Source organism: Pseudomonas sp. BF-R-19, assembly GCF_019956445.1.
GTDB classification, from domain to species: Bacteria; Pseudomonadota; Gammaproteobacteria; order Pseudomonadales; family Pseudomonadaceae; genus Aquipseudomonas; species Aquipseudomonas fluorescens_BH.
Map to the genome: position 1 here is coordinate 63,505 of NZ_JAHBDN010000041.1, position 26,629 is coordinate 90,133.

Below are 26,629 nucleotides of genomic sequence, written 5' to 3' on the forward strand. Positions count from 1 at the left end.
GAGTGAAAAAATAATGACAACACCCGCAGCGCCTATAGCCCTTTATACGAGCGAAGAACGCAGCAAGCGGATCTTCGCCATTGTCGGTGCCTCGTCCGGCAACCTGGTCGAATGGTTCGACTTCTACGTCTACGCCTTCTGTGCGATCTATTTCGCACCGGCGTTTTTTCCGTCCGATAACCCCACGGTGCAGCTGGTCAACACCGCTGGCGTGTTCGCCGCCGGGTTCCTGATGCGGCCGATTGGTGGCTGGATTTTCGGGCGGTTGGCGGACAAGCACGGACGCAAGAATTCGATGTTGATCTCGATTCTGATGATGTGCTTCGGCTCGCTGCTGATCGCCTGCCTGCCGACCTACAACAGCATCGGGGTCTGGGCGCCGATCCTGTTGCTGTTCGCCCGTTTGCTGCAAGGCTTGTCGGTGGGCGGCGAGTACGGCACTACCGCGACCTACATGAGTGAAGTGGCGCTCAAGGGCCAGCGCGGTTTCTTCGCCTCGTTCCAGTACGTGACCCTGATCGGCGGCCAGTTGCTCGCGGTGTCGCTGGTGGTGATCCTGCAACAGTTCCTCACCGAAGATGACCTGCGTGCCTACGGCTGGCGGATTCCCTTCGTGGTGGGTGCCATGGCGGCGCTGGTTTCGCTGTATCTGCGTCGTTCGCTGAAAGAAACCACCAGCAAGGAAATGCGCGAAAACAAGGACGCCGGCAGTATCCGCGCGTTGTTTCGCGACCATAAAGCCGCGTTCATCACCGTGCTCGGATACACCGCCGGTGGCTCGCTGATTTTCTACACCTTCACCACGTACATGCAGAAGTACCTGGTGAACACCGCCGGCATGCCGGCCAAGACCGCCAGTTACATCATGACCGGCGCGCTGTTCCTCTATATGTGCATGCAGCCGGTTTTCGGCATGCTCGCCGACAAGATCGGCCGGCGTAACTCGATGCTCTGGTTCGGCGCCCTCGGCACGCTGTGCACCGTGCCGATCCTGTTGAGCCTGAAAAGCGTGACCAGTCCGTTTCTGGCCTTTGTGTTGATTACCCTGGCGCTGGTGATCGTCAGTTTCTACACCTCGATCAGCGGTTTGGTAAAAGCCGAAATGTTCCCGCCCGAAGTGCGTGCACTGGGTGTCGGCCTGGCGTATGCGGTGGCGAATGCAATCTTCGGTGGTTCGGCGGAGTATGTGGCCTTGAGCCTCAAGGCCGTGGGCATGGAAAACTCCTTCTACTGGTACGTCACGGTGATGATGGCGGTGGCATTCCTGTTCAGCCTGCGCCTGCCAAAACAGGCGAAGTATCTGCAGCAAGACCTTTGATCTTCACGCGCGGGTCGCAAAGGCCCGTGCCTTCAGGAACTGTTTATGAACCAGCGACCGGGCAATCAATTGTTCGATGCCTATTTCACGGCCCGCGATATGCGTGAGGTGTTCTGCGATCAGGGCCGCGTCCAGGCCATGCTCGATTTCGAAGCGGCACTGGCCCGGGCCGAAGCGCGGGTCGGGATGATTCCGTCGAGTGCTGTCGCGCCGATTGAAGTGGCTTGCCGTGCCGGGTTTTACGACTTTGCGGCGTTGGGCGAGGCAATTGCCACAGCGGGTAACTCGGCGATTCCGTTGGTCAAGGCGCTGGGCAAACAGATCGCGTCCACCGATGCCGAAGCCGAACGCTATGTGCATCTGGGCGCGACCAGCCAGGACGTGATGGACAGCGGCCTGGTGCTGCAACTGCGCCGCGCTCTGGAACTGATCGAGAGCGACCTGGCACAACTGGGGCAGACCCTCGCGTCCCAGGCCCAGCGCTACGTGACCACGCCATTGGCCGGACGCACCTGGCTGCAGCACGCAACGCCGGTCACCCTCGGCATGAAAATCGCCGGCTGGCTGGGGGCGGTGACCCGCAGTCGCCAACGCTTGGCCGAACTGAAACCGCGCCTGCTGGTGCTGCAATTCGGCGGTGCGTCCGGAACCCTTGCGGCCCTTGGCGACCAGGCCATGCCGATTGCCCAGGCGCTGGCCGAAGAACTGCAACTGACCTTGCCCGATCAGCCGTGGCATACCCAGCGTGATCGCGTGGTGGAATTCGGCGCCGTGCTCGGCCTGATCGCCGGCAGTCTCGGCAAACTCGGGCGCGATATCAGCCTGTTGATGCAAACCGAGGCCGCTGAAGTGTTCGAGCCTTCGGCGCCGGGCAAGGGCGGTTCTTCGACCATGCCGCACAAACGCAATCCGGTGGGCGCGGCGGTGCTGATCGGCGCGGCGACGCGTGTCCCCGGTTTGCTCTCGACACTGTTCAGCGCCATGCCCCAGGAGCACGAACGCAGCCTCGGCCTGTGGCATGCCGAGTGGGAAACCCTGCCGGAAATTTGCTGCCTGGTGTCCGGCAGCCTGCAGCAAGCGCTGTTGATTGCCCAAGGACTGGAAGTGGATGCCGAGCGCATGGCGCGCAACCTCGATTTGACCCAGGGCCTGGTGCTCGCCGAAGCGGTGAGCATCGTCCTCGCACAACGGGTCGGCCGCGATACCGCGCACCATCTGCTCGAACAATGCTGCAAACGCGCCGTGGCCGAACAACGCCACCTGCGTGCGGTCCTCGGCGACGAACCGCAAGTAACCGCCGAACTGTCGGCGGCTGAACTCGATCATCTGCTGGACCCCGCCCACTATCTCGGTCAGGCCAAAACCTGGGTCGAGAGGGCGGTGGCTGAACATTCTGCATTGACTGCCTGAAGGAGACTTGCTGTGGCTTTTGTACAACTCGCCGAGGGCGAACTGCATTACCAACTCGATGGACCGGTCGATGCGCCGGTGCTGGTGCTGTCCAACTCCCTGGGCACGGACCTGCACATGTGGGACGCGCAGATCCCGGCGTTCACCGAGCATTTTCGCGTGCTGCGTTTCGACACCCGTGGTCACGGCCAATCGCTGGTGACGCCGGGGCCTTACAGCATCGAACAGCTGGGTCATGACGTGCTGGCCTTGCTGGATGCGTTGCATATCGAGCGCGCGCATTTCTGCGGTCTGTCCATGGGCGGGTTGATTGGCCAGTGGCTGGGCATCAATGCCGGCGAGCGCCTGAACAAACTGATCGTGTGCAATACCGCAGCGAAAATCGGCGATCCATCGATATGGGATCCGCGCATTGAGATGGTGCTGCGCGATGGTCAGGCGGCCATGGTTGCCCTGCGCGATGCATCGATTGCCCGCTGGTTCACCCCGGACTTCTCCGAAGCCAACCCGGCGACGGCCAAGCAGATTACCGACATGCTCGCGGCCACTTCCCCACAGGGCTATGCAGCCAACTGTGCAGCCGTGCGCGATGCCGATTTCCGTGATCAATTGTCGTCGATCAAGGCGCCGCTGCTGGTCATCGCTGGCACCGAGGACGCCGTGACGCCACCGTCCGGTGGGCATTTCATTCAAGAGCATGTGCGCGGGGCCGAGTACGCCGAGTTCTACGCAGCGCATTTGTCCAACGTCCAGGCTGGCAATGCGTTCAGCGAGCGCGTGCTGGCGTTTCTGTCGGCTGATTGAGGGTATTGCCGTGGATGAGAAACAACGTTACGACGAGGGCATGGAAGTCCGTCGCGCGGTCCTTGGCGACGCCCACGTCGACCGCAGCCTGACCGCCCTGACCGAGTTCAACTCGGAGTTTCAGGAGATGATCACCCGTCACGCCTGGGGCGACATCTGGACCCGCCCGGGCCTGCCGCGCCATACTCGCAGCCTGATCACCATTTCCATGCTGATCGGCATGAACCGCGAGGGCGAACTCAAACTGCACCTGCGCGCCGCCGCCAACAACGGCGTCAGCCGTGGCGAGATCAAGGAAGTGATCATGCAGAGCGCAATCTACTGCGGGATTCCGGCGGCCAATGCGACGTTCCACCTGGCCGAGTCGGTGTGGGATGAGTTGGGGGTTGAGTCGCGGGAGTAAGCTATTTACCTGTGGGAACGCAGATTTATAGTCACAGAAGATCCAATGTGGGAGCGGGCTTGCTCGCGAAAGCGGTCTATCAGTCGACATCGTTGTTGACTGATACTCCCACTTCGCGAGCAAGCTCGCTCCCACATTTGTTTTGTGTTTACAGCAAGCTGATCGGATAGCTGATGATCAAGCGGTTCTCATCGAACTCGTTATTACTGTAATCCCGGCGCATGGTCGAGTTGCGCCATTTCAGGTTCAGGTCTTTCAGCGCACCGCTCTGCACGGTGTAGCCCAGTTCCGATTCACGTCCCCATTCTTTGCCATCGGTGATGGTGCCCGTGTGCACATTGTCGCCGCTGATATAGCGGTTCATCAGGGTCAGGCCCGGTACGCCGAGGGCGGCGAAGTTGTAGTCGTGGCGTACTTGCCAGGATTTCTCCTGGGCGTTGTCGTAGCTGGAGTTGTAGCTGTCGTTGGCCAGGGTGCCGCCGCTGGTGCCGTTGACCCGCATCCAGGCATTGTCACCAGTGAGTTTTTGCAGGCCGACGTAGAAGGTGTTGCCGCCGTGCTTGGCCGAAAACAAGCCGTACATGGTCTTGTTATCCAGCTCGCCGGCCCGGGCGCTGCCGTCATCCTTGCCGTAGAAGAAACCCAGGTTGGCGCCCAGGGTCCAGTCGCCGATCGGTTGGTTGTGGGTCAGGTTGATGAATTGCTGGCTGTAGATGTCCTTGAGCTCGGCGTTCCACAGACCGACCTGGGTGCGCTTGTCGTTGAACACGTACTCGCCGCCCTGGAAGTTGAAACGGTCGGAGGTGAACGCGGCTTTGCCGGTCATCGACATGTCGTTCATGCTGCTGTCGTCCCGTGGGCTGTTCTGGCGGAACTGGCCGCCGTAGAGCGTCAGGCCATTGATTTCCTTCGACGTGATCTGACCGCCACGGAAGGTTTGCGGCAGCGAACGACCGTCGTCCGAACGCAGGATTGGCAGCACCGGCATCCACTCGCCGACTTTGACTTCGGTCTGCGACAGCTTGGCCTTGAACGCGACGTTGGTGCGCCCGAAGTTATCCGCCGGGCGACCGTCATGATCCAGCGGCAGCAGTTGCGTACCGCCGGTGCCTTTGCCGCCATCGAGCTTCACCGAATACAAACCGAGCACATCCATGCCGAACCCGACGGTGCCCTGGGTGAAACCGGACTTGGCGTCGAGGATGAAACTCTGCGTCCACTCTTCAGCCTTGCCCTGGGCTTTGGTCGGGTTGGTGAAGTTGCGGTTGATGTAGAAGTTGCGCAGGTTCAGGTTGACCTTGGCCCCTTCGACAAAACCCGACTCTTCGGCGTAGGCGGGCAGGGCGGCACTGGCCAGGGCGGCGGCGATCAGGCTGGGAACGAAATACTGCGCGGTGGAAGACGTCATGAGCTCGGGTCTCTCTAATTCTTGGGGATGAAGCGGGGTGATGCCGCAACCCGGGGTTGCAGACGAATATTCGAAATCAGCACAAAACGAAGCAGGTCAGCCGGAGAGGGCAGGGCGCGGGGGCATGGTGTCGAACCTGTTGTTATTGGTTTTGTGGTTCGGATGGTGCGGGGAATGTACTGGATGGTTCAATCGTAAAAAACGGGTTTTGGGCGATTATCGAACGTAACATTGGTTTGGGTTTTGTGGTGTGTTGGCCGGCCTCTTCGCGAGCAAGCCCGCTCCCACATTTAACCGGGTTTCTTCCGAAGGAATGCGGTCGAATGTGGGAGCGGGCTTGCTCGCGAAGGGGCCATAACGGACAACACAGATTTTCAGGCAGCCAACAAAAAGCCCACCAATCGGTGGGCTTCTTGTTTTCACTGCGCTATCAGAAGTACTTCATCTTCGGCGCTTCTTCTTTCAACGGCTCGTTCTTCGCCGTTTGTTCATTCCAGCCACCACCCAGGGCCTTGTACAGGTTGACCTGGCTGACCAGCTGCGCCAGACGGTCGGTGATCAGCACCTGTTGCGCACTGAACAGCTGACGCTGGGCGTCGAGGAAGGTCAGGTTGCTGTCGACACCGATGCGGTAGCGACGCTCGGCCAGGCGGTAGTAGTCCTGGTTGGCACTGACGAAATCTTTCTGTGCCTGCAACTGCTGGACGTAGGTCTGGCGCGCGGCCAGGCCGTCGGCGACTTCCTGGAAGGCCGTTTGAATGGACTTCTCGTAGTTCGCCACGCCGATGTCTTTCTGGATTTTCGAGTAATCCAGGCTGGCGCTCAGGGCGCCGGCGTTGAAGATCGGCAGGTTGATCTGCGGCTGGAACAACCAGGTGCCCGAACCACCCTTGAACAGACCGGACAGGTCCGGGCTCAAGGTCCCCGCATTGGCCGTGAGGCTGATGCTCGGGAAGAACGCCGCCCGTGCCGCACCGATGTTGGCGTTGGCAGCCTTCAGGTTGTACTCGGCCTGAAGGATGTCCGGACGACGATGCAGCAGGTCCGACGGCAGGCCGGGCGGAACGTCGCTCAGCAGGTCGTCGTCAAGCGGTTTGGCCGCTTGCAGGTTGGCCGGGATACCGGTGCCGAGCAGCAGCACCAGGCTGTTCTCGTCCTGGGCGACCTGACGGGTGTACTTGGCCAGTTGCGCGCGGGCGTTTTCCACCGAGGTGCGCGACTGCGCCAGGTCCAGGGCCGAGGCGACCCCGACTTCGTTGCTGCGGGCGGTGAGCTTGTAGCTCTCCTCGAAGGCGGCCAGGGTGTCCTGGGTCAGCTTGTACAGTTCCTTGTCGGCCTGCCAGGTCAGGTAGGCATTGGCCACACTGGCCACCAGGCTGATCTGCGTGCTGCGGCGGCCTTCTTCAGTGGCGAAGTACTTCTGCAGCGCTTCTTCGTTCAGGCTGCGAACCCGACCGAACAGGTCGAGTTCGTAGGCGCTGACGCCAACAGTTGCCGAGTAGGAGCTGGTGATGCCGGCTTCGCCGGTTTGCGAAGCGTCAGCCGGAAAGCGCTGACGACTGCCGGTGCCGTTGGCCGAGACGGCCGGGAACAGATCGGCACGGGAGATGCGGTATTGAGCCGCAAACGCGTCGATGTTCAGGGCCGCGACACGCAGGTCACGGTTGTTTTCCAGGGCCACCTGGATCAGCTGTTGCAGCGCCGGGTCATGGAAAAACTGCTTCCAGCCCTGCTCGGCAGCCGCTTGCGCCGGTGCCTGGGCCGGCGAGTACGCCAGGCCTTGCGGGTACTGGCCCGCCACCGGCGCTTCGGGCTGCTGATAATCAGGTATCAGCGAGCAGCCACCGAGCACGAAGGCGGCGACTGCCAGGGAGAGTAGCGACTTGCTCATTAGCCAGCCTCTTTAGGAGTTTCAGTAGCGTCATCCTGGTCGGCGATTTTACGCTGGCCTATGGACGACACGGTGACGAAGAACAGCGGGACCCAGAAGATCGCCAGCACAGTTGCCGTGATCATACCGCCGATCACACCGGTACCGATTGCATGCTGGCTACCGGAACCTGCGCCCGTGGATATCGCCAGAGGTACCACACCCAGAACGAAGGCGAGCGAGGTCATGATGATCGGTCGCAGACGCATGCGGCAGGCTTCGATCGCCGCATCGCGCAGGCTACGCCCTTGTTCGTGCAGTTCCTTGGCAAATTCGACAATCAGAATGGCGTTTTTCGCCGCCAGACCGATAGTCGTCAACAAACCTACCTGGAAGTACACGTCGTTGGACAAACCGCGCAGGCTGGTGGCCATCAGTGCACCGATGATCCCCAGCGGTACCACCAACATCACCGCGATCGGAATCGACCAGCTTTCATACAACGCCGCCAGGCACAGGAACACCATCAGCAGCGACAGGGCGTACAGCGCTGGCGCTTGTGAACCGGACAGACGTTCTTCGTACGACAGGCCGGTCCAGGAAATACCGACACCCGCCGGCAGTTTCTTGGCGATGGCTTCGACTTCGGCCATGGCTTCACCAGTGGAGTAACCCGGAGCCGGGGCGCCGAGGATCTCCATCGCTTCTACACCGTTGTAACGGGCCAGTTTCGGTGAACCGTAAATCCACTCGCCCTTGGCGAACGCCGAGAACGGAACCATGGTGCCGGTGGCGTTGCGCACGTACCACTTCTGCAGGTCTTCAGGGCCCATTCGAGCGCCTGGCTGGCCTTGCACGTACACCTTCTTCACCCGACCACGGTCGATGAAGTCGTTGACGTAGCTACTGCCCAGGGCAATCGACAGGGTGTTGTTGATGTCGGCGATGGTAATGCCCAGGGCACTGGCCTTCTCATCATCGATTTCCAGCTGGTATTGCGGTTCGTCGTTCAGGCCGTTCGGACGCACCTGGGTCAGAATCTTGCTTTGTGCGGCCATGCCGAGGAACTGGTTGCGCGCTTGCATCAGTTTTTCGTGGCCGATACCGGCGCGGTCCTGCAGGAACACGTCGAAACCGGTGGCGTTACCCAGTTCCAGTACTGCCGGTGGCGCGAAGGCGAACACCATGGCATCGCGGAAGGTGAAGAAGTGCTGCTGGGCACGGGCCGCCACCTTGAACACGTTGTTGTCGGCGTTACGTTCGTCCCAAGGCCTGAGCATGATGAACGCCATACCCGAACTCTGGCCACGGCCGGCGAAGTTGAAGCCGGTCACGGTAAACACCGAGTTCACCGCGTCGCCTTCGCCGCCATCCTTGCCCGGACGCAGCAGGAATTCGCGCATTTCGTCGACGACCACCTGGGTGCGCTGGGACGTCGAGCCGGCCGGGGTCTGCACCTGGGCAAACAGTACACCCTGGTCTTCTTCAGGCAGGAACGCCGTTGGAATGCGGGCGAACAGCCAGATCATGCCAACCACGATCAGCAGGTACGCCAACAGGTACGGGATCTTGCGCTGCAGGATATTGCCGACACCGCGTTCGTAGCTGCGAACGCCGCGGTCGAAATTGCGGTTGAACCAGCCAAAGAAACCGCGTTTCGGGGTGCCGTGCTCGCCTTTCGGAATCGGCTTGAGCATGGTGGCGCAGAGCGCCGGGGTGAAGATCAGCGCGACCAGTACCGACAGGGCCATGGCCGAGACGATGGTGATCGAGAACTGCTTGTAGATCACACCGGTGGAGCCGCTGAAGAACGCCATTGGCAGCAGAACCGCCGACAGCACCAGGGCGATACCGACCAGTGCGCCCTGGATCTGGCCCATGGACTTCTTGGTGGCTTCCTTGGGTGACAGGCCTTCTTCGCTCATCACCCGTTCGACGTTTTCCACCACGACGATGGCGTCGTCCACCAGCAAGCCGATGGCCAGCACCATGCCGAACATGGTCAGGGTGTTGATGCTGAAACCCGCTGCCGCGAGGATCCCGAACGTACCGAGCAATACCACCGGCACGGTCATCGTGGTGATGATGGTGGCACGGAAGTTTTGCAGGAACAGGAACATCACCAGGAACACCAGCGCGACCGCTTCGACCAGGGTGTGAACCACGCCCCTGATCGATTCCGTTACTACCGGAGTGGTGTCGTACGGGAACACCACTTCCATCCCTTCAGGGAAGAACGGCTTGAGGCTGTCGATGGTCGTGCGCAGGGCCTTGGCGGTATCGAGAGCGTTGGCACCGGTGGCCAGTTTCACCGCCAGGCCGGAAGCCGGGGCGCCGTTGAACTGGGCGTTGATGCTGTAGTTCTCGCCACCCAGACCAACTTCGGCGACATCTTTGAGGCGAACCTGGGAACCGTCCTTGTTGACCTTGAGCAGGATCTTGTCGAATTGCTCCGCGGTCTGCAGGCGGGTCTTGCCGATGATGGTCGCGTTCAACTGGGTGTCGGGCAGGGCAGGCAGGCCGCCGAGCTGGCCGGACGACACCTGGACGTTTTGCGCGGCGATGGCGGTCTTGACGTCGACCGGGGTCAGGTTGTAGTTGTTCAACTTGGCCGGGTCGAGCCAGATACGCATGGCGTACTGGGAACCGAACACCTGGAAGTCGCCGACACCGGCGGTCCGCGAGATCGGGTCCTGCATGTTCGACACGATGTAGTTGGACAGGTCGTCCTTGGTCATGCTGCCGTCACGCGACACCACGCCGATCACCAACAGGAAGTTCTTCACCGCCTTGGTCACGCGGATACCTTGCTGTTGCACTTCTTGCGGCAGCAGCGGGGTGGCCAGGTTCAGCTTGTTCTGGACCTGAACCTGCGCGGTGTCGGAGTTGGTGCCTTGCTCGAAGGTCGCGGTAATGGTCATGGTGCCGTCGGAGTTACTTTCCGACGAGACATAACGCAGGTTGTCGATACCGTTGAGCTGTTGCTCGATCACCTGAACCACTGTGTCCTGAACCGTTTGTGCCGAAGCACCCGGGTAGGCCACGGAGATGGCGATCGCTGGAGGTGCAATGCTCGGGTACTGGTTGATCGGCAACCGGAGGATCGATAGTGCCCCGACCAACATGATCACCAGGGCAATTACCCAGGCGAAAATCGGACGGTCGATAAAAAATTTCGACATGGTTTACTCCCCTTTGCCGCCGGAGGCTTTATTAGCTGCCTGGGCGGGTGCCGGGTTCTTTGCGGCTACGTTGGTCGCTTCACTGGCCTTGACTTCGATGCCGGGTTTGACGAATTGCAGACCTTCGGTGATCAGGCGATCGCCGGCCTTCAGGCCGTCTTCGATCAGCCATTGATTGCCGACGGTGCGGTTGGCCTTGAGTTGACGCAGTTCGACCTTGTTGTCCGGGCCGACAACCAGTGCGGTCGGGGTACCTTTGAGGTCGCGGGTCACGCCTTGCTGCGGGGCCAGGATCGCCGCGCCGTTCACACCGGCCAGCAACTTGGCGTGCACGAACATGCCAGGCAGAAGGGTGTGGTCAGGGTTCGGGAAAATGGCACGCAGGGTGACGGAACCGGTGGTCTGGTCAACCGAGATTTCGGAGAATTCCAGCTTGCCGTCCAGCTTGTACTCGCTGCCGTCTTCGAGGGTCAGCTTGACCGAGGCTGCGTTATCGCCAGCCTTTTGCAGGCGACCGCTTTCCAGCTCACGGCGCAGTTGCAACAGTTCGACCGAGGACTGCGTCACGTCGACGTAGATCGGGTCGATTTGCTGGATCACCGCCATCGCGTCGACCTGGGCATTGCTGACCAGCGCGCCTTCGGTCACCGAAGAGCGGCCGATGCGGCCGGTCAGCGGGGCATAGACCTTGGTGTAGCGCACGTTGATCTGTGCGGTTTGCAACGCGGCTTCCGATTGCAGGCGGTTGGCCACGGCGGTGTCGTATTCCTGACGGCTTACGGCTTGTTCGTCGACCAATTGCTTGTAGCGGTCGGAAATCGACTTGGTCGAACGCAGGTTGGCTTCGGCGCTGGCGAGCGTTGCTTCATAGATCGACGGGTCGATCTGATAGAGCTGCTGGCCGGCCTTGACGTCGCTGCCTTCCTTGAACAGGCGCTTGAGAATGATGCCGTTGACCTGCGGGCGGACTTCGGCAATGCGGAACGCACTGGTACGGCCGGGCAGATCGGATGTCAGGGTGAAAGCTTGCGGTTGCAGAGTCACGACGCCGACCTGAGGCGGTGGGGCGGCCGGTGCTGCCTCTTCCTTTTTGCATCCGCTGAGTAGCGATGCCAGGGCGACGGCGGCGACCAGAGCGGTAACAGCTGGCTTGAATTGCATGAAAATCCTCGGGTCAGGCGCGCAAGGAGCGCACTAGAAAGGTGGAAGGTTGAAAAGTGTTTGCCGAGTGGATAAGTAGCTTGCTAAGGAATATACTTACGTACATGGCTGTTTGTAAATACCCAGGCTGCGTATCAACGTCGTTACATGGGCCGTTACACAAGCCGTTGAAAGGTTGGAATTGTAGGCCGGGGACGAACCCCCAGAACGTTCGCCCCACTTTTATTCAGCTGATGTTCAGGCATCGCTGAAGCACCCTGATTGAGGTTGTACTGCCATGGTCCGTCGTACCAAAGAGGAAGCTCAGGAAACCCGCGCGCAAATTCTCGTGGCGGCCGAAAAGGCCTTTTTCGAGCGAGGCGTGGCGCGCACCACCCTGGCGGACATCGCGACCCTGGCCGGCGTCACTCGAGGGGCCATTTACTGGCATTTCAGCAACAAGGCGGATCTGGTGCAGGCCATGCTCGACACCCTGCATGAGCCGCTGGAAGAAATGGCCAAGGCCAGCGAGAGCGAAGACGAACTCGATCCCCTGGGCTGCATGCGCAAACTGTTGATTCATTTGTTTCATCAAATTGCGCTGGACCCGAAAACCCGACGCATCAATGAGATTCTTTTTCATAAGTGCGAATTCACCGATGAAATGTGCGACCTGCGCCAACAACGGGTATCAGCCAGCCTCGAATGCAATGTGCGGATCGGCCTGGCCCTGAGTAATGCCGTGAATCGTGGCCAGTTGCCGGAAAACCTCGACACCGCCCGCGCCGCCATCAGCTTGCATGCTTATATTGATGGCATCCTGTACCAGTGGTTGCTGACCCCTGACAGTTTTGAATTGCACGCCGAAGCCGAGCGTTGGGTCGATACCGGGCTGGATCTGTTGCGCTTCAGCCCCAGCCTGCGCAAATAAAGCAAAATGCGTAATCGGCGCCTTGTGTGTCAACCGTTGACGCCGAAGATGAACAGTTCTTCACGCGCCCTTCGACAATGGGGTGCTTTTATATACTTACACTCGGCAGGTTGACAGGTAGCAAGCTCAGTAATTTGTAGGGAATTTGTGTCGAGTCTGTGAGCACCTGCCGATGATCGCGGCCCCTGTGGGAGCGAGCTTGCTCGCGATAGCGGTGTGTCAGTCGACGTCTTCGTTGATGGTTACACCGCTATCGCGAGCAAGCTCGCTCCCACAGGGGATAGTGTCAAACCGTCACATATTAAAAAGCCCCGGCTCTTTCGAGTCGGGGCTTTTGCGTTTCCACGGTTGCTGATTACAGCGTCGGGTAGTCGATGTAACCGACCGGGCCCTTGGCATAGAACAGTTCCGGACGCGCTTCGTTCAGCGGCGCGTCTACCTGCAAACGTGCTGGCAGGTCAGGGTTGGCAATGAAAGGTACGCCGAAGGCGACTGCATCGGCCTTGCCACTGGCGAGCAATGCGTTGGCGCTGTCCTTGGTGAAACGTTCGTTGGCAATGTAGGGGCCGCCGAAGGCTTCCTTGAGTTGTGGGCCGAGGCTGTCGGTACCTTCTTTCTCCCGCGAGCAGATGAAGGCAATGCCACGCTTGCCCAGTTCGCTAGCAACGTAGGTGAAGGTTTCGGCCAGGTTGTCGTCACCCATGTCATGCAAGTCGGCGCGTGGCGACAGGTGCACGCCCACACGGCCGGCACCCCAGGTTTCGATGGCGGCATCGGTCACTTCCAGCAGCAGGCGGGCACGGTTTTCCAGGGAGCCGCCGTAGTTGTCGGTGCGCTGGTTGGTGCTGCTTTGCAGGAACTGGTCGAGCAGGTAACCGTTGGCGGCATGGATTTCCACACCGTCGAAGCCGGCGGCCTTGGCGTTTTCGGCACCGACGCGGTAAGCGTCGATGATGTCGGCGATTTCAGCGGTTTCCAGGGCGCGCGGTACCGGGAAGTCGGCCAGCGGACGCACCAGGCTGACGTGACCCTTGGGCTGGATGGCGCTCGGGGCGACCGGGGCTTCATCGTTCAGGTACAAACCGTGGGAAATGCGACCCACATGCCACAGTTGCAGGAATATCTTGCCGCCCGCGCCATGGATAGCCTTGGTCACGTTGGACCAGCCACGCACCTGATCGTTGGACCAGATGCCCGGGGTGTCCGGGTAGCCGACGCCCATCGGCGTCACCGAAGTGGCCTCGCTGAGGATCAGGCCGGCGGAGGCACGTTGCACGTAGTACTCGGCCATCAGCGCGTTGGGCACGCGACCTTCGTCGGCGCGGCAGCGGGTCAGTGGCGCCATGATGATGCGGTTGGCCAACTCGAGGTCGCCCAGTTTGATCGGATCGAAAATAGTCGTCATTTAAAGCAACCCTCGTGAGGTAGTGGTTGATCAGTTGGTAGCAGGGGCCAGATCGGGATTGCCGCTCTGGCGGAAAGTAATCAGGGTCACCAGCAGGGCGAGTACCGCCAGTACGGCTGCCGCGAGCGGCACGCTGGTCAGGCCGAAGCCGTGGGCGATCACGCTGCCGCCGACCCAGGCACCCAAGGCGTTGCCGATGTTGAAAGCGCCGATGTTCAGGGTCGACACCAGGTTCGGTGCGGCCTTGCCGAAGGTCACCACGTTCACTTGCAGCGCCGGTACGGCGGCGAAGCACGCGGTGGCCCAGAGGAACAGGGTGATTTCGGTCGGGATCAGCGCGACGCTGGTCCAGGTCAGCACGGTGGACACCACGGCCATGGTGATGAACACGCCGATCAGCGTCGCGGCCATGCCCTTGTCGGCCAGCTTGCCGCCGATGATGTTGCCGACCGTCAGGCCCAGGCCGATGAGCATCAGGGTCCAGGTCACGCCACGGGGCGAGACGCCGGTGACTTCGCCCAGCAGCGGCGCGACATAGGTGAACAGGGTGAACACCGAGGCGGCGAACAGTGCGGTCATGCTCAGGGACAACCAGATGCCGCCGCCCTTGAGTGCGGCCAGTTCGGCGCGCATGTCGAGTTTTTCTTCATCACGCTTGGCCGGCAGGAAGCGGATCAAGCCGATCAGTGCGATCACACCGATCACGGTCACGGCCCAGAAGGTCGAACGCCAGCCGGCTTCCTGACCGAGGGCGGTGCCCAGCGGTACGCCGAGGACGTTGGCCAGGGTCAGGCCGGTGAACATCAGGGCCACGGCCGAAGCGCGTTTGTTCGCAGGCACCAGGCCGGCGGCTACCACTGAACCGATACCGAAGAAGGCGCCATGGCACAGGGCGGTGACCACACGGGCGAACATCAGCACGTTGTAGTCGCCGGCCACTGCGCAGAGCAGGTTGCCGACAATGAAGATGCCCATCAACGCCACCAGGGCTGCCTTGCGCGGCAGTTTGGCGGTGGCCAGCGCCATGAACGGCGCACCGATGGCCACGCCCAGGGCGTAACCGGTCACCAGCCAGCCGGCACCGGGAATCGACACACCGAGGTCAGCCGCCACGTTGGGCAGCAGGCCCATGATGACGAACTCGGTGGTGCCGATGGCGAAGGCGCTCAAGGCCAGGATGAGTAACGAGAGGGGCATTGTTTAATTCCTTTTGGCTGGCTGACGTTAAGGGTCAGAGCTCATTGCTGAAGATGCGGAGGAATTCCTGGATGGTTTCCTCATTGCGTTTGAAGAAGTGCCACTGGCCGACTTTGCGGCTGCTGATCAGGCCGGCGCGTTGCAGGGTCGCCAGGTGTGCGGACACCGTGGACTGCGACAGGCCGCAACGTTGATCGATCTGCCCGGCGCAAACGCCGTGCTCGTTACTGTGGGACTGGTCGGGAAATTCGACGGTCGGGTCCTTGAGCCAGTGCAGGATTTCTCGCCGTACTGGGTGTGCCAGGGCTTTTATTATTTCGTCGAGATTGATGGTCATGATGTGGGCTCGTGATGTTTAAAACGCTATATCGCGATGAGGCGAACTTTAAATCGGTATTTCGCGATATACAAATATGATTTGGCTCTGACCAGCTCACATTTCGGTATATCGAGTTATAACGATATGTTGAGTGTAACAAGACAAGAGGGCAGTGCTAAGCTGCGCCCATGAACTATCTCGCACATCTTCACCTCGGTGGCCAGCGTCCCGGCCAATTGCTCGGCAGTCTGTATGGCGATTTCGTCAAGGGACGGCTGCAAGGGCAATTCGCTCCGGAAATCGAGGGAGCTATCCAGTTGCACCGCAGCATCGACGTGTTCACCGATCGCCATCCGCTGGTGGACGTCGCGCTGTCGCGTTTCTCCCTGACCCGGCGTCGCTACGCGGGGATCGTGCTCGACGTGTTTTTCGACCATTGCCTGGCCCGGGACTGGGCGCTGTATGCGGACCGGCCCCTGGCGTTGTTCACCTCGGACGTGTACCGCGTGCTGTCCAGCGAACGACAACTGCCGGAGCGGCTGGCGAAGATTGCGCCGTACATGGTGGCCAATGACTGGTTGGGTTCGTATCAGGAGTTCGAAGTGCTGGAGCAGGTGTTGCGTGGGATCTCGCGACGCCTGACCCGGCCGGAAGAGCTGGCGGCGGCGATGCAGGAGTTGCGGCGGTTGTATGAACCGTTGAGCGAGGACTTCAGGTTGTTCTATCCGCAGTTGCAGGATTTTGCCCGGAACTATCCAACACCATAAAACCCCTGTGGGAGCGGGCTTGCTCGCGAAAGCGGTGTGTCAGCCGATATCAATGTCCCCTGACACTACGCCTTCGCGAGCAAGCCCGCTCCCACAGGGTACTTCGGTGAATCAAAGATCGCGTCACGCCGCAATGGCAGGGCGCATCGGTGCGCGCTGAGGCTCAACAACAGCGCCGAACAACGCCTTCTGCACCGCCTGCTGCGCCTCGAACGCCAATGCCGCGCGTTCCCGACCTTCGCAAGCGATCGGCTTGAGCAGATGAATCTCCACGCCGCCACGGTCATTGGCAAACAACCGCATCAGATGCGACAGCAAGTCATCGTCGCCAATGAACGGCGCCAGCGCGCAAGGCTCGCCGTCACGCACATAACGAATCGCCACCGGCTGCATGGCCACTTCGGAATCGATGGCGGCGGACAGCAGGCGGCCATGGAAAGTACGCAGCGAACGGCCATCGGTGGTGGTGCCTTCCGGGAACATCAGCAGTGGGTGTGCCTGTTCCAGGTGACGGGTCATCTGCTTGCGGATCAACTGGCTGTCACCCGAGCCACGGCGGATAAACAGGCTGCCGGCCTTGGCCGCCAACCAGCCGGCCACCGGCCAGGTGCGCACTTCGGCCTTGGACAGGAACGACAGCGGCGTGAGCATGCCCAGCAGCGGGATGTCGGTCCAGGACACGTGGTTGCTGACCCAGAGCATCGGTGTCTTCGGTAGCTCGCCGTGCACGGTCACATCAAAGGGCAGGGCGTTGCTCAGGCGGGCCATGAAAAACCGCGACCAGCGCTGACGACGTGCCATCGAATGGGCCATGCCCAGGCGCTCGAACACCCCGAACACGCTGGCCATGCCCAGGCCCAGCGTCACCACCACCAGCACTCGCGCGATTCGCGCGTACACCCGCAACCGGCTCATTACACAGCCGCCTTGAAGTGTTTGGCGTAGCGCGGGCAGAGTTCGTCGCGCTTGAGCAGGATGAACACGTCGGCGACCTGGAAGTCTTCGTCCCAGCATGGTTCGCCGCAGATCTTTGCGCCCAGGCGCATGTAGGCCTTGAGCAGCGGTGGCATTTCGGCAATCACGTTCGACGGGATGTCCAGGCTTGGCAGAGGGTTTTTCGGCTCGGCGCGCAGATGTTCGGTGCACAGGTAGCGTTCGCGCAGACGCTGCATGATCGCGTGGGCCTGCACGCCGCCATCCTGCATCGGAATGCTCGCGCACCCCATCAGGTAGCTGTAGCCGCCCTGGTTCAGGACTTCCGCCAGTTCGCCCCAAAGCACGGCAATGGTGCCGCCATTGCGGTAGGCCGGGTCGACGCAGGTGCGACCGATTTCCAGGATCGGGCCTTGCAGGTGCACCAGGCCGTGGAGGCTGAATTCTTCTTCGCTATAGAATTTGCCCAGGCTGCTGGCCGCCGTGTGATCGAGCAAACGGGTGGTTGCCACCAGACGGCCGGTATTCAAGTCACGCACGCCGATGTGGGCGCAGTGAACGTCGTAGTCGTCCATGTCCAGACCCAGTTCAGCACCCTTGAGCCTGGCGTTGAATTCGCCGCTGAACACGTTGAAGCGCAAGGCCTGGGCTTCCTGCAAAGCTTCGGCACCCACCAGGCGTTCGGCTTGCAGGCGGCGTTCGTTGCCGGTGTCGCTGATGCGGGCGATCTGAGTCATGACGAATCTCCGTGCGGGCTGCTCACCCGTCTTTGGGCTACAGCGAATCGACTTTCTTTGTCGAGGGGGCGTTCTCAATTAGTTTCCCCACCGCGTTGTCGCCTTAAAGCTGGCCAGGCAAGGCGTAGGCCGCTGGGAATGGTTGTTCCCTTTCCAAGGCCTGCAACGCAGCATGGCCAGCTTTAAGGCACAACCCGAAGGGCCGGGCCTGCTGTTGTGCAGGGCTGTGTTGCTCGAAGCTGATTTGGAATAACCAAACTGCGCTTCTCGCGCCTTGCCCTGCACAACAGCAGACCCGGCGCGGTAGGGAAACTAATTGAGAACGCCCCCTAGCCGTGTTGTGCAAAGTCAGGCTATGTAGCCCCGGTGTCATCGCCATTAAGCTTTGGTGATGCTTATATGACAGCCCTCGAGGAGCCTCTTATGCCTTGGCAAACCCTGTTGAACCGCCGTGATCGCTTGCCCGCCAACCCGGATCTGGCCGAAGGTTTCGCGACTTTGTTGCAGCAGTTGGGCACGGTCGCGCCGTTTGAATTGGCGGTGCTTGGCGGGCGGTTGATGGCGACGCCGGGGCTGGCGTTCCTGGTGGGGTATCAGGCGGCCTTGCGCATGCTCTGGCCGAGCGCACCACTAAGCCTGGGCGCGCTGTGCGCCACCGAACAGCGCAGCCTGCGCCCGGCCGACATGCAAACCCGACTGAGCGGTTTGCGCCTGAGCGGACGCAAGGATTTCGTCACCGCCGGTCATGCCGCCGACTGGCTGCTGGTGGCGGCGCGCAGCGAGGAGCCCGGCGCCGATCCACGCTTGAGCCTGGCGGTGATCTATCGCGATGAGCCGGGTGTGCGGGTGGAAAAACTGGCGCCGATCCCGTTGATGCCGGACATCAGTCATGGCCGTTTGTTTCTGGATAACGCGCTGTGCGAATTGCTGGCGGGGGATGGTTGGGACGCGTATGTCAAACCGTTCCGCACGCTGGAAGACATCTATGTGCTGAGCGCCATGACGGCGTGGTTGTATGGCGTCGGTCAGGAATGCGATTGGCCGCAAGGCTTGCAACTGCGGTTGCTGGGGGTATTGGCGGGGTGCGCGGAAACCAGCCGCCAGCCACCGACCCATCCGGCCGGGCATGTGTTGCTTGGCGGGTTGTTTGCACAGTTCAATGGGCTCAAGGCTGAGGTGAATGAGGCGCTGGCTGGAGGGCCTCCAGAGTGGGCGACGATGTGGCAGCGGGATCAGGCGGTGATGGAGTTGGCGGCGGGGGCTCGGGGGAAGAGGTTGGCCAAGGCATTGGCGGAATCTTCACTGCCCTGACTGGCCTCTTCGCGAGCAAGCCCGCTCCCACATTGGATCTTTGGTGTGAGCGAGATCCCTGTGGGAGCGGGCTTGCCCGCGAAGACGGACTGATTGGCAGCACAAATTTCTGAACTGTCATCAACCTCGACTAGGCTCAGCAGGTTCAATCTCCGAGCCCCCGCCATGCCCAAAGGCTTGTCCCTGATTTTCCTGCTGTTGCTCAGCCTCACGGCCCGGGCCGAAAACTGGCCCGCCGAGCAATGGCCGACCGCCCCGACGCCCGCTGGCCCGGCGCTTCAAGCCTTGGAGGCCTACGCCTTTCCATCCCGCGATGACACCACTCGTCAGGGCATCCGCACCGATGCCTTGCTGGTGATCCGCGACGGTCAGTTGATCTACGAACGCTACGCCGGCCGCACGACGGCCGAGACGCCACACCTGACCTGGTCGATCAGCAAGAGCCTGATGGCTACGGTCCTCGGTGTGGCCTACGGCGAAGGGCTGTTCAAACTCGGCGACCCTGTGGCGAAGTTTTATCCGCCCCTGCAAAAATACCCCGACATGACCATGGCCGACCTGCTGCACTGGGCCTCGGGCCTGGATTGGCAAGAGGACTATGAATACGCACCGCTGAAGTCTTCGGTGGTGGCCATGCTCTACACCCTCGGTCACCACGACATGGCTGCGTTCACCGCGGCCCATGCGGAGTACGCAGCGCCCGGCCAGGCATTTCGCTACTCCAGCGGTGACAGCAACCTGTTGTCCGCCGCATTGAAAACCATCGTCGGTCCCAGCCGCTATCCCGACTATCCGTGGACTGCGCTGTTCGAACCGCTGGGCATTCGCCATGCCGTTTGGGAAACCGATGCCACGGGCACTTTCGTCGCTTCGTCCTATGCCTACCTCACCGCACGGGATCTGGCCCGGGTCGGTCTGTTGATGGCCCGCGAGGGTCGCTGGGCAGACAAGCAACTGCTGCCCAAGGACTGGGTGGCGTTCAACCGCGAGCCGTTCGCTCACTATCACGCCGATCAAGACGATGCCGTCCCCGGCGGTCAGTGGTGGCTCAATCGAGCCATAGAGGGCGCCGCACGACCCTGGCCCGATGCCCCCGCCGATACCTTCGCCGCGTTGGGCCATTGGGGCCAGGCGATGTACGTGATCCCCAGTGAACAGTTGGTGATCGTCCGCTATGGCGATGACCGCGACGGCAGTTACCGGCACAACGAGTTGCTCCAGTTTGCGCTCAAGGCCTTTGCCGGGAAGGTGCAGCCATGAGCGGTTTCATTCGCCGTCGACCAGTCAGTTCCCTGTTGCTGACCCTGCTGATCGCCTTGCTCGGCTGGGTCTGGCACGAGCGGGTGGCGTTGTTGGCGTTCCCCGACATCATCAGCGCCTACACCGCCAAGGAATACTGTTCGTGCCGCTACGTGATGAACAACGACGCCGAGTACTGCCACGGTTATGTGAAACAGTGGCTGCCCGCCAGCGGCTTTATCGATGACCCGGCCGGCAAGCGCGTCACGGTCAGTGGCATGGGGCGCAGCAACAGCGCCGTGTGGATCGGCGAGCGCCAGGGCTGTCGCTTGCAGCCTTGAGTGGAGCGACCGGGCTTTTGTGGCGAGGGAGCAAGCTCCCTCGCCACAAAGGCAGGTTTGGAGTAATAGACGGCTTGCAATGCGCTGAAGGCCAGTTAAGGTTCAGCACAGGTTTATCTACCCTACGAGTCTCTATGTTCAAGCGCTCCACCTTCCAAACCCTCACGTTCCTGCTGCTGGCCGGCGCCGCGTTGTCGGCCCGTGCCGATTGGTACCTGGATGGCGAATCCTCACGCCTGTCATTCGTCAGCACCAAGAATGCCAATGTCTCTGAAGTGCAGCGCTTCCTGGTGTTGCACGGCAAGGTCGATCCGGAGGGATTGGCGCAGGTCGAAGTCGAACTGGAGTCGATCAACAGCGGCATCCCGTTGCGCGATGAGCGCATGCGCAAGGAACTGTTCCAGATCGACCGGTTTCCCGATGCCTTGATCACCACGAAAATCGATCTGCGCCCGATCAACGACCTCGCTCCCGGCGCACAGCTGGAGTTGCGCCTGCCGCTGACTGTCGACCTGCACGGCAAGCAACACGAGTACCACGCCGAACTGCTGGCGACCCGTCTCGATGATCGACGCTTCCAGGTGGTGACCCTCGAACCGCTGGTGATCAACGCCGAGGATTTCGATTTGGCTCCCGGCCTGGATTCGTTGCGCAAACTGGCTGGTTTGTCGGCGATCAGTCTTTCAGTACCGGTGAGTGCGGTGCTGATTTTCACGGCGCGCTGACATGGCCGGAGCGATTTTTCCATGGCGTGAAGGCAACCACTTCGAACTGCTGGTCGATGGTCCGCAGTTTTTCCCGCGCATGCTGGTGGCGATTGCCCGGGCTGAAGAACAGGTCGAACTGGAGCTGTATCTGGTAGAGGCGGGCGCCTGCGCCGAAGCCATGGTCCAGGCCTTGGTGCAGGCCGCCGAGCGCGGTGTGCGGGTACGCTGCCTGTTCGATGATTACGGCAGCCTCGCTTTTACCCTGACCTTGCGCCAGCGGCTGATGGCTGCCGGGGTGGAACTGCGTTTCTACAACCGGCTGAGTTGGCGGCGCTGGGTCGGCAACTTCTACCGCGATCACCGCAAGCTGTTGCTGGTGGACCAGAGCCTGGCCGTGGTCGGCGGCACCGGTGTCACTGATGAATTCTGGACACCGGGCGAAGACGTCAGCGAATGGCACGAAGTGATGGTGGAAATCACCGGCCCACTGGTGCTCGACTGGCAACTGCTGTTCGATCGTCAGTGGATTGCCAACCGCCATCGACGTGCCTGGCGATCGGCCTCGCATTTCGGTTTGCCGCGCCTGCCACGGGTGCCGTCGATAGGCGAGGGCATGGGCCGGGTAGCGTATGCCGACGCCCGTCAACACCGGGACATTCTGCAGTCGCTGGTGCGAGCCCTGAACAGCGGTCAGCGACGGATCTGGCTGGCCACGCCGTACTTTTTGCCGACCTGGAAAGTCCGTCGCTCCCTGCGCCGGGCGGCTGCCCGGGGCGTCGATGTGCGGTTGCTGCTGACCGGCCCCCGTACCGATCACCCGTCCGTGCGCTATGCCGGCCATCGCTACTACCCGCGACTGCTCAGGGCCGGGGTGACGATTTACGAATACCAGCCGTGTTTCCTGCACCTGAAAATGGTCCTGATCGATGACTGGGTGAGCATCGGCTCGTGCAACTTCGATCACTGGAACCTGCGCTTCAACCTGGAAGCCAACCTGGAAGCACTGGACCCCGGATTGACCCGAGCGGTGGCGGCGAGTTTCGAACGGGACTTCGGGTTGAGTGAGCAAGTCAGTCTGGAAGAATGGAAGCGTCGGCCACTGTGGCGGCGGGTCAAACAGCGGGTGTGGGGATGGGTGGATCGGCTGGTGGTGAATCTGCTGGATCGACGGGGTTGATCCCGATTTTCTGAACACCACAAACCAAATGTGGGAGCGGGCTTGCTCGCGAAAGCGATCTGTCAGTCAATGATGATGTCGACTGACAGATCGCTATCGCGAGCAAGCTCGCTCCCACAGGGTTATTGCGGTGTAACGGGATTACAGCAGCTCAAAACTCTGCTGCGTCACATCCTCTGAATCCAGGCCGATCTGCACGTTGAACTTGCCCGGCTCCGCCGCGTACTTGAGCTGGGTGTTGTAGAACTTCAAGTCGTCCTCAGTGATGGTGAAGTGCACGACTTTCTGCTCGCCAGCCTTGACCATTACTTTCTGGAAGTTCTTCAGTTCCTTGATCGGACGGATCATCGAGCCAGCCACGTCCTGGATGTACAACTGCACCACGGTTTCGCCGTCGCGCTTGCCGGTGTTTTTCACCGTGACGCTGGCGTCGAGCTTGCCGGTCTTGTTCAGCGTGGTCGACGACAGGGCCATGTCGCTCAGGCTGAACTCGGTGTAGCTCAGGCCATAACCGAACGGGTACAGGGGGCCTGTAGTGTCATCGAAGTACTGCGAGGTGTAGTTGCCCGGCTTGCCCGGGGTGAACGGCCGGCCGATGGTCAGGTGGTTGTAGTAGGTCGGAATCTGGCCTACCGAACGCGGGATACTGATCGGCAGTTTGCCCGACGGGTTGTAGTCGCCGAACAGCACATCGGCGATGGCGTTGCCGCCCTCGGTGCCGGTGAACCAGGTTTCCAGGATCGCGTCGGCCTGCTCCTTCTCTTCGAGGATCGTCAGTGGACGGCCGTTCATCAACACCAGCACCAGCGGTTTGCCGGTGGCCTTCAGGGCACGGATCAGCTCGCGCTGGTTTTCCGGGATGTTCAGGTCGGTGCGGCTCGACGATTCGTGGGACATGCCACGGGACTCGCCGACGGCGGCAACCACCACATCAGCATCCTTGGCCGCTTTCACCGCTTCGTCGATCAGCACGTTCGCCGGGCGCGGGTCATCGACCACTTCCGGGGCGTCGAAGTTGAGGAAGTTCAGGTAACCGAGGATGTTCTTGTCGCTGGTGATGTTGGCGCCACGGGCGTAGATCAGAGTCGATTTGTCGCCCAGGGCGTTGGTCATGCCATCGAACAGGGTCACCGATTGAGCAGGGCGACCGGCAGCGGCCCAGCTGCCCATCATGTCGATTGGCGCCTTGGCCAGCGGCCCGACCAGGACGATTTTCGCGGTTTTCTTCAGTGGCAGGGTTTCGTTGCGGTTTTTCAGCAGCACCATGCTGCGACGCGCCACATCACGGGCCTCGGCGCGGTGCAGGCGGCTGTCGGCGTAGGTGTCGACCGGATCATTCTCGGCCTTGCCGATGCGCAGGTACGGGTCCTTGAACAGGCCCATGTCGTACTTGGCGCCCAGTACCGCACGCACGGCGTTGTCGATGTCGCTCTGCTGGATCTCGCCGGCCTTCAGCAGCCCTGGCAGCTCTTTGCCGTACAGGGTGTCGTTCATGCTCATGTGGATGCCGGCCTTGATCGCCAGCTTCGCCGCTTCGCGACCGTCGGCGGCAACGCCGTGCTTGATCAACTCGAAAATCGCCCCGTGGTCGCTGACCGCCAGGCCCTTGAAGCCCCACTCCTTGCGCAGCAGGTCGTTCATCAGCCAGGTGTTGGCCGTGGCCGGCACGCCGTTGATCGAGTTCAGCGCGACCATGACCCCGCCAGCGCCGGCATCGATGGCGGCGCGATACGGTGGCAGGTAGTCCTGGTACATCTTGATCGGGCTCATGTCGACCACGTTGTAGTCGCGGCCACCTTCGACCGCGCCATACAGGGCGAAGTGCTTGACGCTGGCCATGATGCTGTCGGCGGCGTTGGCGCCCGTGCCCTGGAACGCCTTGACCATCACGCCGGCAATGCGCGACACCAGGTAGGTGTCTTCGCCGAAGCCTTCGGAGGTGCGGCCCCAGCGCGGGTCGCGGGAGATGTCGACCATCGGCGCGAAGGTGATGTCGAGGCTGTCAGCCGCGGCTTCCTTGGCGGCAATGCGCCCGGACAGGCCGATGGCGTCCATGTCCCAGCTCGAGGCCAGGGCCAGCGGGATCGGGAAAATGGTGCGGTGGCCGTGGATCACGTCGTAGGCGAAGAACATCGGGATCTTCAGGCGGCTGCGCATGGCCGCGTCCTGCATCGGCCGGTTTTCCGGGCGGGTGATCGAGTTGAACGTACCGCCGATGTTGCCTGCCGCGATTTCCTTGCGGATCATTTCGCGCGGCATTTCCGGGCCGATACTGATCAGGCGCAGCTGGCCGATTTTCTCATCGAGGGTCATTTGCTTCATCAGGTTGCTGACGAAGGCTTCCTTGTTCTCCAGGGGTGCGGGCGTCGTGGCGGCCAATACGTTATGACTGGCCAGGCTGACGAACAGGCCCAGCAAACACAGCTTCTTCATGAATAGTTTTCTCAAGGGCCCAAACGGCGATGCACACGCCGGCCAGCCAAAATTTAGGGAGCGTCTATTGTTGTTCGGGTGCCGGCTCAAAAGACCAGAGCCAAAAAACCACAGCCAGATGGCGAATGCGTTTTCGCGCAGGGCCTCTTTTTAGCCCATCGGCCCGTTGCAATCCAGAGGCGCGGGCGATTATGCCCCAAGAGCCGGCTCAGTAGGTTTCACGGTCGGTTTTTTCATGAAATGTACAAGGGAGCGTCAGCCTGATGAATGTAAGTCCAACCTACCGTTCGCGCCTGCAGGTCGCCACGCTGCTGGTGCTGGCTACGTTGCTGACCGCCTGCGGCATCAACAACATCCCGACCCTCGACGAACAGGCCAAGGCCGCCTGGGGCCAGGTGCAGAACCAGTATCAGCGGCGCGCCGACCTGATTCCCAACCTGGTGGAAACCGTCAAGGGCTATGCGGCCCACGAGAAGGAAACCCTGACCGCCGTCATCGAGGCCCGGGCCAAGGCCACGTCGATCCAGGTGGATGCCTCGACCCTCGACAACCCGGAAAAGCTCAAGCAGTACCAACAGGCCCAGGACCAGCTCAGCGGCGCCTTGAGCCGTTTGATGGTGGTCTCCGAGCGGTATCCGGACCTGAAGGCCAACCAGAACTTCCTCGCCTTGCAGTCGCAACTGGAAGGCACCGAGAACCGCATCAGCGTGGCCCGGCGTGATTTCATCCTCGCGGTGCAGAAATACAACACCGAGATCCGCACGTTCCCCGGTCGCCTGTGGCACACCGTGATGTACAGCGACCTGCCGATGCGCGAGACCTTCGAAGCCACACCGGGGTCGGAAAAGGCCCCCGAGGTCAAATTCTGAACAGCGGTCATCGGCGTCACCACGCAAGAGGTTGCCAATGCGCGTCCTGAAAACAGGCCTGTTGCTGTTGTTGTGGGTGGTGGCGATCACGGCCAGGGCCGAGCTGAGCTTCCCGGCGCTGACCGGGCGGGTGGTCGACAATGCGCAGATGATCGAGCCATCGGTGCGCCAGCAGCTCACCCAACAACTTCAGGCCCATGAGCAAGCCACCGGCGAGCAGCTTGTGGTCGTGACTTTGCCGGATTTGCAAGGCACCGACATCGCCGACTTCGGTTATCAACTCGGCCGCCACTGGGGCATCGGGCAGAAGGACAAGAACAACGGCGCCTTGCTGATCATCGCCCGGGACGAGCGCCGGTTGCGTATCGAAGTCGGTTACGGCCTGGAGGATCGCCTGACCGATGCGCAGAGTTCGGTGATCATCAACCAGGTCATCACCCCGGCGTTCAAGACCGGCAATTTCAGTAAAGGCATCAGTGACGGCGTGGCAGCAATGCTGGTGGTGCTGGGCGGCAATCCCTTGGACGAACCCTCCACGGCGTATGAATCCAGAGGTGATCCGGGGGACGATTTCATCGCGCGGCATCCCGGGTTGTTCGTGTTTTTGGTGATGTTGTTCATCCTGACTGTTTTTGTGTCCCAGATGCTCGGTATCCTTCCTGCCGGCCGGGGCGGCTCCGGTGGATCCAGGGGCGGCTTTGGCGGTGGTGGGTATGGCCTGGCTCTTA

At 61.3% G+C, this 26,629-nt stretch carries 23 protein-coding genes; 13 read left to right on the plus strand and 10 right to left on the minus strand.

Features of this window, described 5'->3' with window-relative positions; all coding sequences use genetic code 11:
* Positions 1-13: 13 nt before the first annotated feature.
* Genes KGB28_RS09330 through pcaC form a run of 4 tightly spaced genes read left to right on the plus strand, consistent with a single transcriptional unit; the run spans position 14 to position 3,935 of the window.
* A complete protein-coding gene (locus KGB28_RS09330; RefSeq protein WP_223444373.1) occupies positions 14-1,318 on the plus strand; it encodes an MFS family transporter in 1,305 nt (434 codons plus the stop codon).
* Positions 1,319-1,363: 45 nt separating this feature from the next.
* Positions 1,364-2,728 carry a 3-carboxy-cis,cis-muconate cycloisomerase gene (locus tag KGB28_RS09335; RefSeq protein WP_223444375.1) on the plus strand — a complete coding sequence of 455 codons (1,365 nt, stop codon included), beginning with the start codon at positions 1,364-1,366 and terminating at the stop codon, positions 2,726-2,728.
* 12 nt (positions 2,729-2,740) lie between these two features.
* A complete protein-coding gene (gene pcaD / locus KGB28_RS09340; RefSeq protein WP_223444377.1) occupies positions 2,741-3,532 on the plus strand; it encodes a 3-oxoadipate enol-lactonase in 792 nt (263 codons plus the stop codon).
* A gap of 10 nt (positions 3,533-3,542) precedes the next feature.
* Complete coding sequence (pcaC, locus tag KGB28_RS09345; protein ID WP_223444379.1) at positions 3,543-3,935, plus strand: 4-carboxymuconolactone decarboxylase; 393 nt, start codon at positions 3,543-3,545, stop codon at positions 3,933-3,935.
* A gap of 148 nt (positions 3,936-4,083) precedes the next feature.
* Here the strand turns inward: pcaC and KGB28_RS09350 are convergent, their stop codons facing one another.
* The 4 genes from KGB28_RS09350 to KGB28_RS09365 form a co-directional block, all read right to left on the minus strand.
* The gene (locus tag KGB28_RS09350) at positions 4,084-5,343 is read right to left on the minus strand and encodes an OprD family porin (RefSeq protein ID WP_223444381.1); all 1,260 of its coding nucleotides are present in this window, start codon (positions 5,341-5,343) and stop codon (positions 4,084-4,086) included.
* A 430-nt stretch (positions 5,344-5,773) separates the two neighbouring features.
* Positions 5,774-7,234 (minus strand): efflux RND transporter outer membrane subunit EmhC, encoded by a 1,461-nt coding sequence (emhC, locus tag KGB28_RS09355; protein WP_223444383.1) that lies wholly within the window; start codon positions 7,232-7,234, stop codon positions 5,774-5,776.
* Positions 7,234-10,395, minus strand: coding sequence for an efflux RND transporter permease subunit EmhB (gene emhB, locus KGB28_RS09360; RefSeq protein ID WP_223444385.1), 3,162 nt, complete (start codon positions 10,393-10,395; stop codon positions 7,234-7,236). The genes emhC and emhB overlap by 1 nt, the downstream gene beginning before the upstream one ends.
* 3 nt (positions 10,396-10,398) lie before the next feature.
* The gene (locus tag KGB28_RS09365; RefSeq protein ID WP_223444387.1) at positions 10,399-11,556 is read right to left on the minus strand and encodes an efflux RND transporter periplasmic adaptor subunit; all 1,158 of its coding nucleotides are present in this window, start codon (positions 11,554-11,556) and stop codon (positions 10,399-10,401) included.
* A gap of 277 nt (positions 11,557-11,833) precedes the next feature.
* Here KGB28_RS09365 and emhR point away from each other — a divergent pair, with 277 nt between their 5' ends.
* The gene (gene emhR / locus KGB28_RS09370; RefSeq protein WP_150727591.1) at positions 11,834-12,466 is read left to right on the plus strand and encodes an efflux system transcriptional repressor EmhR; all 633 of its coding nucleotides are present in this window, start codon (positions 11,834-11,836) and stop codon (positions 12,464-12,466) included.
* Positions 12,467-12,821: 355 nt separating this feature from the next.
* On the opposite strand, the gene KGB28_RS09375 is transcribed toward emhR, so the two are convergent.
* From KGB28_RS09375 to KGB28_RS09385, 3 genes are read right to left on the minus strand one after another with little or no spacing between them, the layout of a single operon-like run.
* Positions 12,822-13,871: an alkene reductase gene (locus tag KGB28_RS09375; protein WP_223444389.1), complete on the minus strand. Its 1,050-nt coding sequence runs from the start codon at positions 13,869-13,871 to the stop codon at positions 12,822-12,824.
* A gap of 30 nt (positions 13,872-13,901) precedes the next feature.
* The gene (locus tag KGB28_RS09380; RefSeq protein WP_046041469.1) at positions 13,902-15,068 is read right to left on the minus strand and encodes an MFS transporter; all 1,167 of its coding nucleotides are present in this window, start codon (positions 15,066-15,068) and stop codon (positions 13,902-13,904) included.
* A 34-nt stretch (positions 15,069-15,102) separates the two neighbouring features.
* A complete protein-coding gene (locus KGB28_RS09385; RefSeq protein WP_150717722.1) occupies positions 15,103-15,405 on the minus strand; it encodes an ArsR/SmtB family transcription factor in 303 nt (100 codons plus the stop codon).
* A gap of 170 nt (positions 15,406-15,575) precedes the next feature.
* Between KGB28_RS09385 and KGB28_RS09390 the strand changes: the two genes are divergently transcribed.
* Positions 15,576-16,154, plus strand: coding sequence for an ACP phosphodiesterase (locus tag KGB28_RS09390; RefSeq protein WP_223444391.1), 579 nt, complete (start codon positions 15,576-15,578; stop codon positions 16,152-16,154).
* 123 nt (positions 16,155-16,277) lie between these two features.
* Here KGB28_RS09390 and KGB28_RS09395 read toward each other — a convergent pair whose 3' ends face one another.
* Together KGB28_RS09395 and olsB are read right to left on the minus strand one after the other, a co-directional pair.
* On the minus strand, positions 16,278-17,069 hold the full coding sequence (locus KGB28_RS09395) for a lysophospholipid acyltransferase family protein (RefSeq protein ID WP_223444393.1): 792 nt from the start codon (positions 17,067-17,069) through the stop codon (positions 16,278-16,280).
* A complete protein-coding gene (olsB, locus tag KGB28_RS09400; protein ID WP_057400777.1) occupies positions 17,069-17,824 on the minus strand; it encodes an L-ornithine N(alpha)-acyltransferase in 756 nt (251 codons plus the stop codon). Before olsB ends, KGB28_RS09395 begins: the two co-directional genes overlap by 1 nt.
* Positions 17,825-18,247: 423 nt before the next feature.
* Between olsB and KGB28_RS09405 the strand changes: the two genes are divergently transcribed.
* From KGB28_RS09405 to KGB28_RS09425, 5 genes are all read left to right on the plus strand, one after another.
* Entirely contained in the window at positions 18,248-19,135 is an 888-nt protein-coding gene (locus KGB28_RS09405) for an acyl-CoA dehydrogenase family protein (protein ID WP_223444395.1), read from the plus strand.
* A 165-nt stretch (positions 19,136-19,300) separates the two neighbouring features.
* Complete coding sequence (locus KGB28_RS09410; RefSeq protein ID WP_223444397.1) at positions 19,301-20,395, plus strand: serine hydrolase domain-containing protein; 1,095 nt, start codon at positions 19,301-19,303, stop codon at positions 20,393-20,395.
* The gene (locus tag KGB28_RS09415) at positions 20,392-20,715 is read left to right on the plus strand and encodes an amidase (protein ID WP_223444399.1); all 324 of its coding nucleotides are present in this window, start codon (positions 20,392-20,394) and stop codon (positions 20,713-20,715) included. The genes KGB28_RS09410 and KGB28_RS09415 overlap by 4 nt, the downstream gene beginning before the upstream one ends.
* 134 nt (positions 20,716-20,849) lie before the next feature.
* Positions 20,850-21,440, plus strand: a complete 591-nt coding sequence (locus KGB28_RS09420) for a YceI family protein (protein ID WP_150727583.1) — start codon at positions 20,850-20,852, stop codon at positions 21,438-21,440.
* Between the two features lies 1 nt (position 21,441).
* Entirely contained in the window at positions 21,442-22,599 is a 1,158-nt protein-coding gene (locus KGB28_RS09425; RefSeq protein WP_150757351.1) for a phospholipase D-like domain-containing protein, read from the plus strand.
* Positions 22,600-22,740: 141 nt separating this feature from the next.
* Here KGB28_RS09425 and bglX read toward each other — a convergent pair whose 3' ends face one another.
* Positions 22,741-25,032 (minus strand): beta-glucosidase BglX, encoded by a 2,292-nt coding sequence (gene bglX / locus KGB28_RS09430; RefSeq protein ID WP_223444401.1) that lies wholly within the window; start codon positions 25,030-25,032, stop codon positions 22,741-22,743.
* 263 nt (positions 25,033-25,295) lie between these two features.
* Here bglX and KGB28_RS09435 point away from each other — a divergent pair, with 263 nt between their 5' ends.
* Both KGB28_RS09435 and KGB28_RS09440 read left to right on the plus strand, forming a co-directional pair.
* Positions 25,296-25,901, plus strand: coding sequence for a LemA family protein (locus KGB28_RS09435; RefSeq protein ID WP_223444403.1), 606 nt, complete (start codon positions 25,296-25,298; stop codon positions 25,899-25,901).
* A 37-nt stretch (positions 25,902-25,938) separates the two neighbouring features.
* A partial coding sequence (locus KGB28_RS09440) for a TPM domain-containing protein (protein ID WP_223444411.1) occupies positions 25,939-26,629 on the plus strand: 691 nt, incomplete at its 3' end.